This is a genomic window from Synechococcus sp. CCY9202 (genome assembly GCF_034931685.1).
GTDB lineage: Bacteria > Cyanobacteriota > Cyanobacteriia > PCC-6307 > Cyanobiaceae > CBW1002.
Map to the genome: position 1 here is coordinate 61,748 of NZ_JAYGID010000052.1, position 12,765 is coordinate 74,512.

Annotated in this window: 16 protein-coding genes; 6 read left to right on the forward strand and 10 right to left on the reverse strand. The window is 65.7% G+C overall.

The features are described 5' to 3' along the window. Positions 1 to 1,059, forward strand: coding sequence for a class I SAM-dependent methyltransferase (locus VB777_RS07360; RefSeq protein ID WP_322756974.1), 1,059 nt, complete (start codon positions 1 to 3; stop codon positions 1,057 to 1,059). A 27-nt stretch (positions 1,060 to 1,086) separates the two neighbouring features. Here the strand turns inward: VB777_RS07360 and VB777_RS07365 are convergent, their stop codons facing one another. After that, entirely contained in the window at positions 1,087 to 1,347 is a 261-nt protein-coding gene (locus tag VB777_RS07365; protein WP_197155343.1) for a hypothetical protein, read from the reverse strand. Between the two features lie 9 nt (positions 1,348 to 1,356). Here VB777_RS07365 and VB777_RS07370 point away from each other — a divergent pair, with 9 nt between their 5' ends. After that, positions 1,357 to 1,680, forward strand: coding sequence for a DUF6439 family protein (locus VB777_RS07370; protein ID WP_323248022.1), 324 nt, complete (start codon positions 1,357 to 1,359; stop codon positions 1,678 to 1,680). Here the strand turns inward: VB777_RS07370 and VB777_RS07375 are convergent. Further along, complete coding sequence (locus VB777_RS07375) at positions 1,646 to 2,071, reverse strand: ATP-binding protein (RefSeq protein ID WP_197170175.1); 426 nt, start codon at positions 2,069 to 2,071, stop codon at positions 1,646 to 1,648. The two genes, VB777_RS07370 and VB777_RS07375, sit on opposite strands and share 35 nt — an antisense overlap. A 32-nt stretch (positions 2,072 to 2,103) precedes the next feature. Continuing rightward, a complete protein-coding gene (locus VB777_RS07380; protein ID WP_322756975.1) occupies positions 2,104 to 2,844 on the reverse strand; it encodes a GUN4 domain-containing protein in 741 nt (246 codons plus the stop codon). Positions 2,845 to 2,924: 80 nt separating this feature from the next. Here VB777_RS07380 and mnmH point away from each other — a divergent pair, with 80 nt between their 5' ends. From mnmH to VB777_RS07400, 4 genes are read left to right on the forward strand one after another with little or no spacing between them, the layout of a single operon-like run. Then, a complete protein-coding gene (mnmH, locus tag VB777_RS07385; protein ID WP_323248025.1) occupies positions 2,925 to 4,055 on the forward strand; it encodes a tRNA 2-selenouridine(34) synthase MnmH in 1,131 nt (376 codons plus the stop codon). Positions 4,056 to 4,078: 23 nt separating this feature from the next. Further along, a complete protein-coding gene (psb28, locus tag VB777_RS07390; protein ID WP_197155328.1) occupies positions 4,079 to 4,447 on the forward strand; it encodes a photosystem II reaction center protein Psb28 in 369 nt (122 codons plus the stop codon). A 40-nt stretch (positions 4,448 to 4,487) separates the two neighbouring features. Then, positions 4,488 to 5,561, forward strand: a complete 1,074-nt coding sequence (locus VB777_RS07395) for an AI-2E family transporter (protein WP_323248027.1) — start codon at positions 4,488 to 4,490, stop codon at positions 5,559 to 5,561. Continuing rightward, on the forward strand, positions 5,558 to 6,580 hold the full coding sequence (locus VB777_RS07400) for an AI-2E family transporter (RefSeq protein WP_197155316.1): 1,023 nt from the start codon (positions 5,558 to 5,560) through the stop codon (positions 6,578 to 6,580). Before VB777_RS07395 ends, VB777_RS07400 begins: the two co-directional genes overlap by 4 nt. Positions 6,581 to 6,664: 84 nt before the next feature. Here the strand turns inward: VB777_RS07400 and VB777_RS07405 are convergent, their stop codons facing one another. The 7 genes from VB777_RS07405 to rsmA form a co-directional block, all read right to left on the reverse strand. Beyond that, a complete protein-coding gene (locus VB777_RS07405) occupies positions 6,665 to 6,817 on the reverse strand; it encodes a hypothetical protein (protein ID WP_323248030.1) in 153 nt (50 codons plus the stop codon). A 53-nt stretch (positions 6,818 to 6,870) separates the two neighbouring features. Beyond that, entirely contained in the window at positions 6,871 to 7,842 is a 972-nt protein-coding gene (gene secF / locus VB777_RS07410; protein WP_323248032.1) for a protein translocase subunit SecF, read from the reverse strand. After that, positions 7,839 to 9,356 (reverse strand): protein translocase subunit SecD, encoded by a 1,518-nt coding sequence (gene secD / locus VB777_RS07415; RefSeq protein WP_197155304.1) that lies wholly within the window; start codon positions 9,354 to 9,356, stop codon positions 7,839 to 7,841. The genes secF and secD overlap by 4 nt, the downstream gene beginning before the upstream one ends. A gap of 1 nt (position 9,357) precedes the next feature. Next, a complete protein-coding gene (locus tag VB777_RS07420; RefSeq protein WP_197170169.1) occupies positions 9,358 to 10,341 on the reverse strand; it encodes a pyruvate dehydrogenase complex E1 component subunit beta in 984 nt (327 codons plus the stop codon). Positions 10,342 to 10,516: 175 nt separating this feature from the next. Further along, positions 10,517 to 10,834 (reverse strand): DUF3082 domain-containing protein, encoded by a 318-nt coding sequence (locus VB777_RS07425; RefSeq protein ID WP_197170168.1) that lies wholly within the window; start codon positions 10,832 to 10,834, stop codon positions 10,517 to 10,519. Further along, entirely contained in the window at positions 10,831 to 11,784 is a 954-nt protein-coding gene (gene ispE, locus VB777_RS07430) for a 4-(cytidine 5'-diphospho)-2-C-methyl-D-erythritol kinase (RefSeq protein WP_322756980.1), read from the reverse strand. The genes VB777_RS07425 and ispE overlap by 4 nt, the downstream gene beginning before the upstream one ends. Positions 11,785 to 11,844: 60 nt before the next feature. Next, a complete protein-coding gene (gene rsmA, locus VB777_RS07435; protein ID WP_323248039.1) occupies positions 11,845 to 12,699 on the reverse strand; it encodes a 16S rRNA (adenine(1518)-N(6)/adenine(1519)-N(6))-dimethyltransferase RsmA in 855 nt (284 codons plus the stop codon). Positions 12,700 to 12,765 lie beyond the last annotated feature (66 nt).

Genomic DNA, 12,765 nt, shown 5'->3' on the forward strand with positions numbered 1-12,765 from the left:
ATGTCCGATCAGCTCAGCAAGCTGGCTTATCACACCCTGCAGCAGGGCAAGAGTCTGGTCGGGCTGGCCCACAAGGAAGTGAGCAGCCGCCTCATGGACCTGATCAGTCCTGAGGTCAGCGCCCGCACGGTGCCGGTGCCACCGGCCCTGCTGGCCATGCTGCAGGCATCGATGCAACGTCTGCTGGATCGGGACTGGCAGGAGGCGGAACAGGGCCTCTATCCGGCCTCCCTGCTGTTCGATGCCCCCTGGCTTGACTGGGCCAGCCGGTACCCGCTGATCTGGCTCGATATTCCGGCCACCTGGACCCGCCGCCGGGAGCGGAAGGTGCGCGACCTGCCCCGCACCATCGATCCCGCTGCCTACCCGGACTACTACCTCCAGAATTTCCATCACCAGACCGACGGTTACCTCAGCGACCACTCCGCCGCCCTGTATGACCTGCAGGTGGAGCTGTTGTTCAACGGCACCGCCGATCCGATGCGGCGACGGGTCCTCGGCCCCCTGGTTCAGGGCCTCAAGGCCTTCACCGATCGGCCCCCGGGCTGCCTGCGGGTGCTCGACGTGGCCACCGGTACCGGTCGCACCCTGCGCCAGCTGCGTGGTGCCCTGCCCAAGGCCCAGTTGATCGGCATCGATCTTTCCACCGCTTACCTGCGGCAGGCCAATCGCTGGCTCGCCGAGCTGCCTGGCGAGCTGCCCCAGCTGATCCAGGGCAATGCCGAAACGCTGCCCTTCGCTGAGGCCAGCCTGCAGGGCGCCACCTGCGTGTTTCTGCTGCATGAGCTGCCGGGGTCGGCAAGGCAGGCCGTGCTCAACGAGATCCAGCGGGTGCTGGAGCCCGGTGGCGTGCTGGTGCTGGCGGATTCGGTGCAGCTGAACGATTCGCCGGAGTTCGCCGCGCCGATGGAGAATTTCCGGCGGGTCTTCCACGAGCCTTACTTCCGGCACTACATCGAGGACGACATCGACGCGCGGCTGACGGAGGCCGGATTCGAAGACATTGCTGCCGAATCCCATTTCATGACCCGCGTCTGGACCGCCCGCAAACCGCTCTGAGCCGAACCGCTGTCCGGCGGGTGCAGCTCAGCGTTGAAGCCACCAGGCCAGGATCAGGCCGGCACCGGCTCCCCTCAGGCCGACCCAGAAGTGGCGTCCAGCCTGGGGTTGCCGCAGCCCCTGGGGCAGGGGATCGAGCAGGCGCTGGGCAATGGCTAGCCGTTGCCGTTGGCGACGTTGCCAGGCAGCCTGTCCGAGCTGCCGAGGAGCTGCACTGGCCATGGTGAGCACGGCAGCCAGCTGATGCAGGGCACCGATCGGGCGGGTGCGGCGCGTGGGGTGAGGCATCCCGCCAGGATGGGCGCCGCCGTTGTGTGTTGTCCAGTGACCCAGTCAGCTGCTGTGAAACGGGACTGGCCCCCGCAGGCCCTGGAGCAAGCCGTGGCTCTGCATCGCAGCCTCAGCATCGGAGACCGTGACTGGCACGCCCTCAAGGCCCAACGGCCGCGCCGTGGCGCGGAGCAGATTGCGGCGGCCCTGGTGCAGCTGCTCGGAGAGGACAGCCCGGCCTCGACCAGCTCAACCGCAGCGCGGGAGCGGGCGATCGCGTTGTTGGAGCATGGCCTGGCCTGGCTGCGTCAGGAGATCAGTGATCCGGGCTGTCCAAGCCACGGGCGTTGAAGCGGGAGCGCCGAACGGCCAGTTGGAGGCGGTTCCCGCGACCGCTCCAGCGCACATCATCAAAGCAATGGTGGATCAGGAACAGGCCCCGGCCGCAGGGGGTGTCCTCGTGGTCAGGCAAGGCGTGGCCGCGATGGCCTGCCGGCACACCAGGTCCCTCATCCTGCACCTGCCAGACCAGCCAGCGCGGCGTCTGGATGCGGCGAATCCGCAGGCATTTGCGCGGATCACAGCCGTTGCCATGGCGCACGGCATTGACCAGGGCCTCCTGGAGACCCAGATGCAACTCAGCCAGGGTGCGCTCGCAGCGCACCGGCTCCAGCAACAACTCCACCAGCGGAGCCAGCTGCAATGTGGAGGGAGTGATGAAATCGGACCAACGCAACGCCAACAGATCAGGATCCGCAGCTGCCGGAATTGACCCTACCCCGCGGCCTTCTCGATGCGCTGCCGCAGGGCGGGATGGCGCAGCAGTGCATCCATCAGCCGCACCCCTCGCAACTGGTTGACCAGGGGCATGTGTCCCTCGGGGGCCTCGATCGACCAGGTGAAGGAGCCTGGATAGCGTGTCCAGAGGCCCTCGTGCTTCCAGCCCAGGCGTGGCCAGAGCAGCTCCCAGCGACCGCCACAGGCGGCCAGCAGGCGACCCTGAACGGAGAAACCGAAGCGACCGCGTGAATAGACCAGCCAGAGCCGATCGAGGCTCTCCAGGTCCACGCCCGCAATAGCTGGCACCTCGCTGTAATACACGTAGCCCCGTTGCATGGCGCCGCTGCCGGCAAGCTGGCGCAACAGCTCACTGGTGATCCGATCGGCCGCCTCGAAGTCCTGCAGCATCAGATGGCGCTGCAGAGGGGCGTAGTCCAGCCCTGCACCGCTGGTCACCGCCAGCCAGCCGTCCGGATAGCGGGCCAGCACCTGCTCGCGCAGCTCCTGATCGCCCGCCTTGAGCAGGAGTTGCAGCAGAAAACCCAGGGCCCAGTCGTCACCGGTGGCATCCCAGCCATCAAGGCGGTCACCGATCAGCGGAGCCAGCTCGGAGGCGCGGCTCTCAAGCTGGCCCAGCAGGCTGCGCCGTTGACGCGGGGAGGCGGAGAGGAAGCGCTCCAGCAGCTGATCTGGCGCCGCACTGGCGGCGACGGAAACCGGGGAACCGGAGAGCATGGTGGGGAACCAGCCAGAAGGGGAGCCAGTGTTGGCCCACTATGTCAGTCGGGTCTGATGACGCGCAGCGCCCCACCGCCATGAGCCTCCGCGACAGCCGATCCTCTGACCTGCATCCCACGGTGCTGCCTGGGATCGCCAGCACCTCCGCAGAGCCTGCGGCACTGCCGGTCAGTGCCTTTCTGGCGGCGTCTGGACCGATGGTGGATGTGCGCAGCCCCGGCGAGTTCCGCCAGGGCCACATCCCCGGCGCCTGCTCGTTGCCCCTGTTCAGCGATGAGGAGCGCGCCGAGATCGGCACCCTCTACAAACAGCAGGGCCGCCCCAGTGCGGTTCGGCGCGGGCTGGAGCTGGTCGGTCCGAGGCTGGTTGACCTGGGAGACAGGCTGAGCGAACTGGCCAACGCCGATTGCAGCGGAGCACGGAAGGTGTCCGATCTGCGGCTGCACTGCTGGCGTGGTGGCATGCGCTCGGGAAGTGTCGCCTGGCTGGCCTCCACCCTGGATCTGCCGGTGGTCCTGCTGGAGGGGGGCTACAAGGCCTTCCGTCGCTGGGTGCTGCAGAGCTTCGAGCAGCCCTGGCCGCTGCAGCTGCTGGGGGGACGTACCGGCTGCGGCAAGACCGATCTGCTGGAGGCAATGGCCGCCCGGGGGATGGCGGTGATTGATCTGGAGGGCCTGGCCCATCACCGTGGCAGCAGCTTCGGCGGCCTCGGACAACCGGAACAGCCGACCAGCGAACATTTCGAGAATCGACTGGCGCTGGCGCTGCTGCACCAACGCAACGCCGACGCCATCTGGGTGGAAGCCGAAAGCGCCCAGGTGGGACGCTGCCGGATTCCGCGGGCGTTCTGGCAGCAGATGCTGCAGGCGCCGGTGTTGGAGATCCAGCGCACCGAGTCGGAACGGATCGATCGGTTGGTGGCGGTGTACGGCCTCCAGGATCCCGACGGCCTGCGCCAGGCCACCGGACGGATCGCTCGGCGGCTGGGTCCACAGCGCACGGACGCTGCCCTGAAGGCGATCGCAGCCCAGGACTGGGCCAGCGCCTGCAAGGCCATGCTCGACTACTACGACCGCTGTTACGACCACGAGCTGGATCGTCACCCTGCGCCCAGCCTGGGACGGCTTGATCTCAGCGGCCTGAACGACACGGAAGCCGCCATGCGGCTGGAGAGTCACCTGCTGGGCAGCGAGCCAGTGTCTGCCTAGGATCAGTTTTTGCCCGAGCCATCATGGGTGCCGCCATTCAGTTCTTCCGTGGTGTGGATGAGCCGGTGGTGCCCGATATCCGTCTGACCCGCTCCCGCGATGGCCGCACCGGGCAGGCCCTGTTCGTATTCGAAGAGCCTCAGGCCCTGGCACCCGAAGCATTGGGCGACATCACCGGCATGTTCATGCAGGACGAAGAAGGCGAGATGGTGACCCGCGAGGTCAAGGCCCGCTTCGTGAACGGCAAGGCCAGCGCCCTGGAGGCCACCTACACCTGGAAGAACACCACCGACTTCGAGCGGTTCATGCGCTTCGCTGAGCGCTATGCCGACAGCCATGGTCTGGGATTTTCGGGCCAGGAAGACAAGGAAAGCGAGGACGAGGACTCCTGATCCCAGCTGAGGCCAGGCTCGACCAGCAGAGGATGGGATCGTGACCTTCGGCCAGTGGCTCGGGCTTGCTGCCCTGGTGGCCTCCCTGCTGCTCCTCTGGAGCCTGCGGGAGGCCTTGGTTCTGGTGTTCGCCGCGGTTGTGCTGGCGATGGGGCTCTGCACCCTGGTGGGCCAGCTGCGCCATCGATTGCGCTGTCCGCGCCCACTGGCACTTCTGCTCAGCCTCGCACTGCTGCTGGTTGTGGTGCTGGTCGTCGGCACTGCCGTGATCCCTGCCTTCGTGGGGCAGTTTTCAGAGCTCCTGCAGAAGATTCCCCAGGCTGGTCGTGCCTTGCTTGAACTGCTTCGGCAGGCCATGGACAGCGCCAGCAGGATGCTGTACGGCCGAAGCGATGGCACTCTCTCCTGGTTGCAGCAGGGGCTGCAAGGGGCCAATCCCGCCGGTGATCTGGCCTCCCATCTCAGCGGCGGCGCCGTTCGCATCCTTGGACTGGCCGGCAATGTCGGCGCCGGCCTGATCCAGACCCTGTTTGTGGTGGCGGTGGCGCTGATGATCGCAAGCCAGCCGGAGGCGTACCGAGAGGCTCTGCTGCTCCTGGTGCCGTCGTTTTATCGGAGGCGGTTCCGCGCCGTTCTGGTTCAGTGCGGCAATGCCCTCAGTGCCTGGATGGTAGGGGTCCTGATCAGCTCCACCTGCGTGGGGGTTCTGGCGGCCATCGGCCTGTCTCTGCTCGGGGTGAAGCTGGTGGCCGCCAACGCCCTGCTGGCCGGACTGCTGAACGTGATCCCCAATGTGGGCCCTACCCTCAGCACCCTGTTTCCCATGTCCGTGGCCCTGCTGGAAAGCCCCTGGAAGGCCCTGGCGGTGCTTGGCCTCTATGTGGCGATTCAGAACCTGGAGAGTTACGTGATCACTCCCTCGGTGATGCACCACCAGCTCCAGTTGCTCCCGGGCCTCACCCTGATGGCCCAGTTGCTGTTCACGGTGCTGTTCGGCCCTCTGGGCCTGCTGCTGGCCCTGCCCCTGGCCGTGTGCCTGCAGGTGATCGTGCGGGAAATCGTGATCCGCGACATTCTTGATCCCTGGAAGGCGCAGAGGGCCGCTGCGCCATGAGTTCGCGCACCCTGCTCGGTGCCCTCGCCCTGATCGTGCTGGGCCTCCTGACCTGGGAGCTGCGATGGGTGTTGCTGATTCTGTTCGGCGCGATCGTTCTGGCGGTGGCGCTCGACGTTCCGATCACGCTGCTGCGTCGGTTGCTGCCCCTGAACCGACCGGCAGCCCTTGCCCTGGTGCTGCTGGTGCTGCTGGTGGCCGGCACCCAGTTGGGCGGCCTGCTGTTGCCGGAGCTGTTCACCCAGGTGAACGACCTCATCCAGCTGTTGCCCGCCCTGACCCAGAAGCTGGCCGCACTCGCCGCCAACGTGCCCGGCTTTGATCGGCTTGAACAGCAACTGCTGGAGGGCAGCACCTGGGAGAATCTTCAACCGCTCGGAGGCCAGCTGATCGGGGTGGCCGGTGGTGCTGCCAACAGCACCATCCAGCTCGTGTTGATGGTCCTGCTCGCCATCCTGTTGGCCCTGGATCCCCGCAGCCATCAAGGACTGGTGGTGGCGGCCACCCCGCGCTTCTACCGGCTGCGCATGCGGCAGTTGCTGGGAGACTGCCGCGAAGCCCTGGGGGGCTGGCTGGCCGGGATGACCCTGTCGGCCGTAGTGGTGGGTCTGCTCACCTGGGCCGGACTCTCCCTGTTGGGCGTGCCGCTGGCCCTGCTCAGCGCGCTGGTCTGTGCCCTGCTCACGTTCGTGCCCACCATCGGTCCCACGGCTGCCACCCTGCTGCCCCTGGCCATGGCCCTGCTGGTTTCGCCCGCCAAGGTGCTGCAGGTGCTGATGCTGCGGCTGGTGCTGCAGAACGGCGAGGCCTTTCTGCTCACACCGGTGCTGCTCAGCCGAACGGTGAACCTGCTCCCTACCGTGGCCCTGATGGCCCAGCTCTGCCTGGGAGCCCTGTTGGGGCTGCCCGGCGTGCTGATTGCCCTGCCGTTGGTGGTGGTCTTGCAGGTGATCGGTCAGGAGGTGGTAGTGGCCGAGATCATGGATCGCTGGGATGGAACCCGGCCGCGAAGCGATTGAGCCAGCTGACTACCAGCGATCTGACTGAGCGGGAGCGGGAGCTGCAGAAGCGAGCTGGATGGCTGAATCCGTGCTGGCCAACACTCAGCGGCGGTAGTGCCGCCACAGCGACGGTTGCAGCAGCAGCACCAACACGGCCAGGGGATGGGCCCGGATCGCAAACCCCAGTGCCGTCAGGGTCACGTGATCCAGCAACAGCTGCAGTTCGACCCGAAGATCCGCGAGGGCGAACAGCAACAGGGCGATCGGGACAAGAAGGCCTGCCCTGCCTCGCCGCACTGGGGTCTCCATCAACGGGACAGCAGTGGCAGAAGGGTCGGAGCGATGCCGATGCTCGACCAGCTGCCAACAGAAATGCCGATGGTTAGGGCCACAGCGAACCAGAACAGGCTGCTACCTCCGAAGAAGATCAGGGCCAGCAGTGGTAACAGCGTGGTGAGCGAGGTGTAGAGCGAGCGGGTGAGGGTGGCATCCACAGCGACGTCCACCTGATCGATGAGCGAAAACTGGCCAATCAGGGATTTCTGCTCCCGAATCCGGTCGAACACCACCACGGTGTCTGTCACCGAATAGCCGGCCACGGTGATCAGCGATACGGCAAAGAGCGAGTCGACCTCAATCCCTTGGAGCAGACCCAGCCAGGCGAACACCCCACAGGTGATCAGCACATCGTGACCCAGAGCCAGCAGGGCCAGAAAGGCATAGACACGGTCGTACCGGAGGGTGATGTAGGCCGCGATTGCCGCAAAACTCACCAGCAGAGAAATCAGGCTGCCTTGCAACAGCTGCGCTCCGAGCGTGGGGCCGATCGTATTGACCGAGGTACCGGCCTGATCGAGCGGACCCACATCCGCGGCTATCTCCTCAATCACCGCAGCGCTCTGGGCCGGCGCCAGAGCGGGCAACCGCAACACAACGGACTGGCCCTGATCCAGCACCTGCACAGCGACGCTGGAGATGTTCGGTGCCTGCTCCTCTGCTTCGCTGGGGAGGCTGATCCGGGCCAGGCGCTGCTGGATCTCCTGTCCATTGATTACTGAGCAGGCGCCTGGATCACAGGCACGCTCGATCTGGATCTGGGTGCCGCCGGTGAAATCGAGCCCCGGCTTCAAGGGTGCACCGATGGAAGGAGTGAACCAGCAGATGGCCAGGCCGATCAGGCTCAACAGGCAGGCAACCCCAGACCCGATCCAGGCGACGCGTCGATGCCGGCTGATGCGGAAAAAGCGAAGGGGTGGAAGGGAAGCAAGGCTTGCGGTCATGCGGCGGTGCCGGGGAGCTGGGTGGCAGGCAGGAAGTAAGTGGAACGGCGCAGGCTTGGATAGCTCATCAGCAACCGCAGCAGGGTTCGGGTACACGTCAGTGCGGTGAACAGGCTCAGCAGAAGACCGATCCCCAGGGTCACGGCAAAACCCTTGACCAGGCCGGTGCCGAGCGCGAACAGGGCGACGCAGCTGATCAGTCCCGTGACGTGCCCATCGAGGATCGACGACAGGGCAAGGGAGAAACCGGAATCGATCGATCGGATCAAGGTGGTGCCCTGGCGCAGTTCCTCCTTGACCCGCTCGAAGATCAAAACGTTGGCATCGACCGCGATGCCGATCGACAGGATGAAGCCTGCGATCCCCGGCAGGGTCAGGGTCACCGGAATCAGGGCGTAGATCGCCAGGTTGAACAGGGCATAGAGGCTCAGGGCCACCACCGCGACCAGGCCCGGCAGGCGATACACCCAGACCATGAAAACCGCCACCAGAGCCAGGCCTGAGAGAGCGGCCAACAAGCTGGTACGGACGTTTTCAGCCCCAAGGGACGGACCCACCGTTCTGACCTCCACCACCTTCACAGGCAGGGGCAGAGAGCCGCCGCGGAGCTGCACTTCCAGATCCCTCGCTTCCTCGGCACTGAAGTTGCCGGTGATGCTGGCGGAGCCACCGGCGATGCCGGCAGCCTTGAACTCAGGTCCCACGGTGGCCTCGCTGATCGATCGACCGTCCAGCACGATCCCAAGCAGGCGACCTGTGCCGGCGATCGACTGGGTGAGGGTGGCGAACTTCTCCCCGCCTTCGCGATTGAACCCGAGGGTCACTTCCCAACCCGCTCCGCTCTGCTGCTGCTGGCGGCCGGCAGTGACCAGATCCTTACCGGTGAGGCCTGTGGGTTCAAACAGGTCGACAACCCGGCTGTTGACCGCTTCCAGGAGCAACCTGAGCTGGTCAATTTCGCTGCTGCCGGCTGGAACGGTGAGGCCCATGCTGCGCATGGCATCGGCCAGTTCGTCGGCCTGGAAATCAGGCGGCGGCTCCGGATTCGGAGCTCCAGGGGCAGTGGGCGGCTCGTTGACCTCTGCGGTGCGGCGCTCCTTGCTGCGTAGAACGGCTTCGGATTGGCGTTTGAGCGCCAGCAGGCCGCGCAAGGCCTGCTCAGTCCCGGGCTTCTGGGTGCGGAACTCAAGCAGGGCCGTGGTGCCGAGCACTTTGGCGGCACGACTGGGATCCTGCTCGCCGGGCAGCTGCAGAACCATCTGGTCGTTACCCACCGTCTGGAGAGTGGATTCGGCCACGCCCAAGCCATTGATGCGGCGATCGAGCACCTCCTTGACAGCCTCGAGCTGTTCCTTGTCGACTGTCTTGATGGCACCGGCCGGCAGCACCTGCAAGGTCAGCTGGCTGCCGCCGCGCAGATCCAGACCGAGCTGCAAGGGATAGCTGGCAAGAAGGGCTCCAGCGGCGATCGCCAAAGCCAGGATCAGGGCGAACCACCCCTGTTGTCGTGCCATCTCAGATCAGGCCCGCCTTGAGCTGCCGAGCAGCGTCCACGATCTGGTGGGGCTGAATGATCGTGAGATTTTCCAGGGCACCGTTGTAGGGGGTGGGGATGTCCTGGGAGGACAGCCGCACCGGCCGCGCATCGAGATCGTCGAAGCAGTGCTCCGTGATCAGGGCGATCAGTTCGGCGCCGATGCCGCCGGTCTTCATGCACTCCTCCACCACCAGTACCTTGTGGGTCTTGCGGATGGAGCGGGAGATCGTCTCCATGTCGAAGGGCTTGAGGCTGATCAGGTCGATCAGCTCAACGCTGACCCCCTCGGCTTCCAGTTGCTCCACGGCCTTGAGGCAGTGGTGACGCATGCGCGAATAGGTGAGGATCGTCACGTCGCTGCCCTGCTGCACAACCTCGGCCTGGTCAAGGGCGCAGACGTAGTCGCCGGCGGGGATGTCCTCGGAGAGGTTGTAGAGCAGCACATGCTCGAAGAAGAGCACCGGATTGTTGTCGCGGATCGCGGCCTTCATCAGGCCTTTGGCATTGGTGGGGGTGCTCACCGCCACGATCTTGATGCCAGGCACCGCATGGAAATAGGCCTCGAGGCGCTGGCTGTGTTCCGCGCCCAGCTGCCTCCCGACCCCACCGGGGCCGCGCACGACGGTGGGAATGGTGTAGTTGCCACCGCTGGTGTAGCGCAGCATCCCCATGTTGTTGGAGATCTGGTTGAAGGCCAGCAGCAGGAAGCCCATGTTCATGCCCTCCACGATCGGGCGCAAGCCCGTCATGGCAGCGCCCACGGCCATGCCTGTGAAGCTGTTTTCGGCGATGGGCGTATCCAGCACCCGCAGTTCGCCGTACTTCTCGTAGAGATCCTTGGTGACCTTGTAGGAGCCGCCGTACTGGCCCACGTCTTCTCCCATGACGCAGACGTAGGGGTCACGGGCCATCTCCTCGTCGATGGCGTCGCGCAGGGCGTTGAACAGAAGAGTTTCAGCCACTGCCAAGCGGTGTCCAGATTCGCGCCAACTTATCTCAGCCGCCCGCTGCAAAGGTGCTCAGCAGCAGCACCGAGAGCAGCAGGCCCGGCAGCAGCAACGTGACCAGCAGGCCCAGGTCGTGGGGAGTCATCGGATCAGGTCCACCATCAGGGAAGACCGTGCGAGGTCCCCGAGCTTAAGGACTCTGCTCGCTTCCGGCAGGCACCAGGCTGCGCAGGAACACCAGAAACAGCCCCAGGCCGATGAAGCCAAAGCTGAAGGTGGCCAGAAAGCACATCCCCACCACCAGGGTTTTCACGGCGGTGGCGATGCTCTGGGCCATCGCCGAGCCGTAGCTGGGCGGATGGTCGATGTAGTACCCCACGACCCGCTGGCTCACCCCCAGGCTGAGCCAGCCCAGCAGGGCACTGGTGAGGGCACCCGAGAGAAAGCTGAGCGGGCCCTTGCGGGGCTGGGTGGTTGTGGAGGGCGTCGCCTCCTCGGGTTCACTCATCGGTCGGCACAGGCGACTGGGTCCAGGCTGACACCGGAGCTGCTGCAGCGGCAGCACCAGGCCTCGAAGCCAGCGTCCCTCAGTGGCGTCGCCAGGTGTTCCAGGGCCCTCTCCGCATCGGCCACCGTGCTGAACAGGGCAAACAGGCTTGGACCAGACCCACTCATCGCCACCTGCTCGGCCCCCGGGGCCTGCCGCAGCAGAACCAGCCCCTCACGGACGCAGGCCACCTCTGGCTCCACCACCGTCTGGAGATCGTTGCGCAAGGGCGGCCAAGGGCCATGGCCCTGCAGAGCCGCCAGCAGTGGCCCCTGCCGCAGGGCCTGACGGCGCTGCTCAAAAGCGGATTCACCCTCCACATAGGTGGCCTGCCTCCGCAGGCGGCATAACCCGTAGGCCCAGGGGGTCGACACGCTCACATCGGGATGCTTGATCAGCAGCACCCCGAGGCGCGGCGGCTCGGGCAAGGGCACCGGCTCCAGCCGCTCACCTCGCCCGAAACAGAGCTGGGTACCGCCGACCAGGCAGTACGGCACATCGGAGCCGAGCTCTGCCGCCAGATCCAGCAGTTCGGAGCGATTCAGTTGCAGATTCCAAAGGGCATCCAGGCCCACAAGGGCCGCCGCCGCGTCACTGCTTCCTCCCGCCAGCCCCGCTCCGATCGGGATCCGTTTCTCCAGGCGCATGGACGCGCCGAGGTCGAGCCGACCCACGTGGCGCCGCAACCGATCCGCAGCCTTCACAATCAGATTGTTGCCATCACTCGGAAGGTCAGACCGATCACTCGACAGGGTCAGTTCCGCATCAGGGCGCGCCTGCAGACACAGCCGGTCTTCCAGATCGAGGGTCTGCATCACCATGGCCAGCTCATGAAAGCCATCCGGCCTCAGACCCAGCACTTCCAGGTGCAGATTGATCTTGGCGGGGGCCCGCACAATGAGCTCAGCCATGGCAACAGGCGGCGGCGGCATCTGCCGCGTGGACTGGGCCTGAGTCTGCAGGAGCTGGGTTCAGCACTCAGTGGAGCTCGATTCTCCTCCGCTTGGTTGAACCTGAGAGCCATAGGGCTCCAGGGCCGTAGCCAGGGCCACCCATTGGGCAGGTGAGAGCATCTGGGGTCGGTCCTGAAGGTCGATCCCGGCCTCTGCCGCCACGGCAAGCAACTCCTGGTCACCCACAAGGCCGCAGAGACTGTTGCGCAACATCTTGCGCCTGGCGGCAAAGCAGCGGCGCAGCAACGACTCCACGGCCCGGGCCAGACGGGGTTCAAGGCGGTCGGAAGCCGCCATCGGCTCCAGGGCAATCACTTCGGACATCACCTTCGGCGGCGGCTGAAAGCACCGAGGCGGCACACTGCAGACCGAATGGCAATGCGCCAGCAACTGCATCCGCACACTCAGCGCCGAGTAAGCACTGCTGCCGGGACGGGCTCGGATCCGCTCTCCCACCTCCTGCTGCACCAGCAACACCAGGCGTGCGTAGGGCGGCTCCACGGGCCGATCGAGGCGGCCCAACAGCCTGTCCAGCAGGGGTCCCGTGATGTTGTAGGGGATGTTGGCCACCACTTTGTCGGCTGCTGGCAAGGCAACCACGAGGGCATCGCCTTCGATCAAATGAAAGCGGTGATCATCTGAAAAGCGCTGTCGCAGGCCTTGAACCAGGTCACGATCCAGCTCCACCGCCTGCACAGATGCCGCCGGCGAAGCCAGAAGCCGTTCCGTCAGGGCTCCGCGTCCAGGCCCCACCTCCAGGACCCGATCTTCAGGCCCAAGCTGAGCGGCGGCCACGATGCGATCCAGAACGCTCTGATCGATCAGCCAGTGTTGGCCAAAGCGTTTGCGCGCCCGGTGGGCAGCGAAAGTCATGGCAGGCCGGGAACAAGCATCCAGATTGCAGCGCCACAGGCCCAGCCTGGCTATAAAGAGAGAAGC

Coding starts and splice junctions, on each gene's coding strand:
- VB777_RS07360 (WP_322756974.1), top strand. CDS start 1: ATGTCCGATCAGCTCAGCAAGCTGGCTTATCACACCCTGCAGCAGGGC.
- VB777_RS07365 (WP_197155343.1), bottom strand. CDS start 1,347: ATGCCTCACCCCACGCGCCGCACCCGCCCGATCGGTGCCCTGCATCAG.
- VB777_RS07370 (WP_323248022.1), top strand. CDS start 1,357: ATGGGCGCCGCCGTTGTGTGTTGTCCAGTGACCCAGTCAGCTGCTGTG.
- VB777_RS07380 (WP_322756975.1), bottom strand. CDS start 2,844: ATGCTCTCCGGTTCCCCGGTTTCCGTCGCCGCCAGTGCGGCGCCAGAT.
- mnmH (WP_323248025.1), top strand. CDS start 2,925: ATGAGCCTCCGCGACAGCCGATCCTCTGACCTGCATCCCACGGTGCTG.
- psb28 (WP_197155328.1), top strand. CDS start 4,079: ATGGGTGCCGCCATTCAGTTCTTCCGTGGTGTGGATGAGCCGGTGGTG.
- VB777_RS07400 (WP_197155316.1), top strand. CDS start 5,558: ATGAGTTCGCGCACCCTGCTCGGTGCCCTCGCCCTGATCGTGCTGGGC.
- secF (WP_323248032.1), bottom strand. CDS start 7,842: ATGACCGCAAGCCTTGCTTCCCTTCCACCCCTTCGCTTTTTCCGCATC.
- secD (WP_197155304.1), bottom strand. CDS start 9,356: ATGGCACGACAACAGGGGTGGTTCGCCCTGATCCTGGCTTTGGCGATC.
- VB777_RS07425 (WP_197170168.1), bottom strand. CDS start 10,834: ATGAGTGAACCCGAGGAGGCGACGCCCTCCACAACCACCCAGCCCCGC.
- ispE (WP_322756980.1), bottom strand. CDS start 11,784: ATGGCTGAGCTCATTGTGCGGGCCCCCGCCAAGATCAATCTGCACCTG.
- rsmA (WP_323248039.1), bottom strand. CDS start 12,699: ATGACTTTCGCTGCCCACCGGGCGCGCAAACGCTTTGGCCAACACTGG.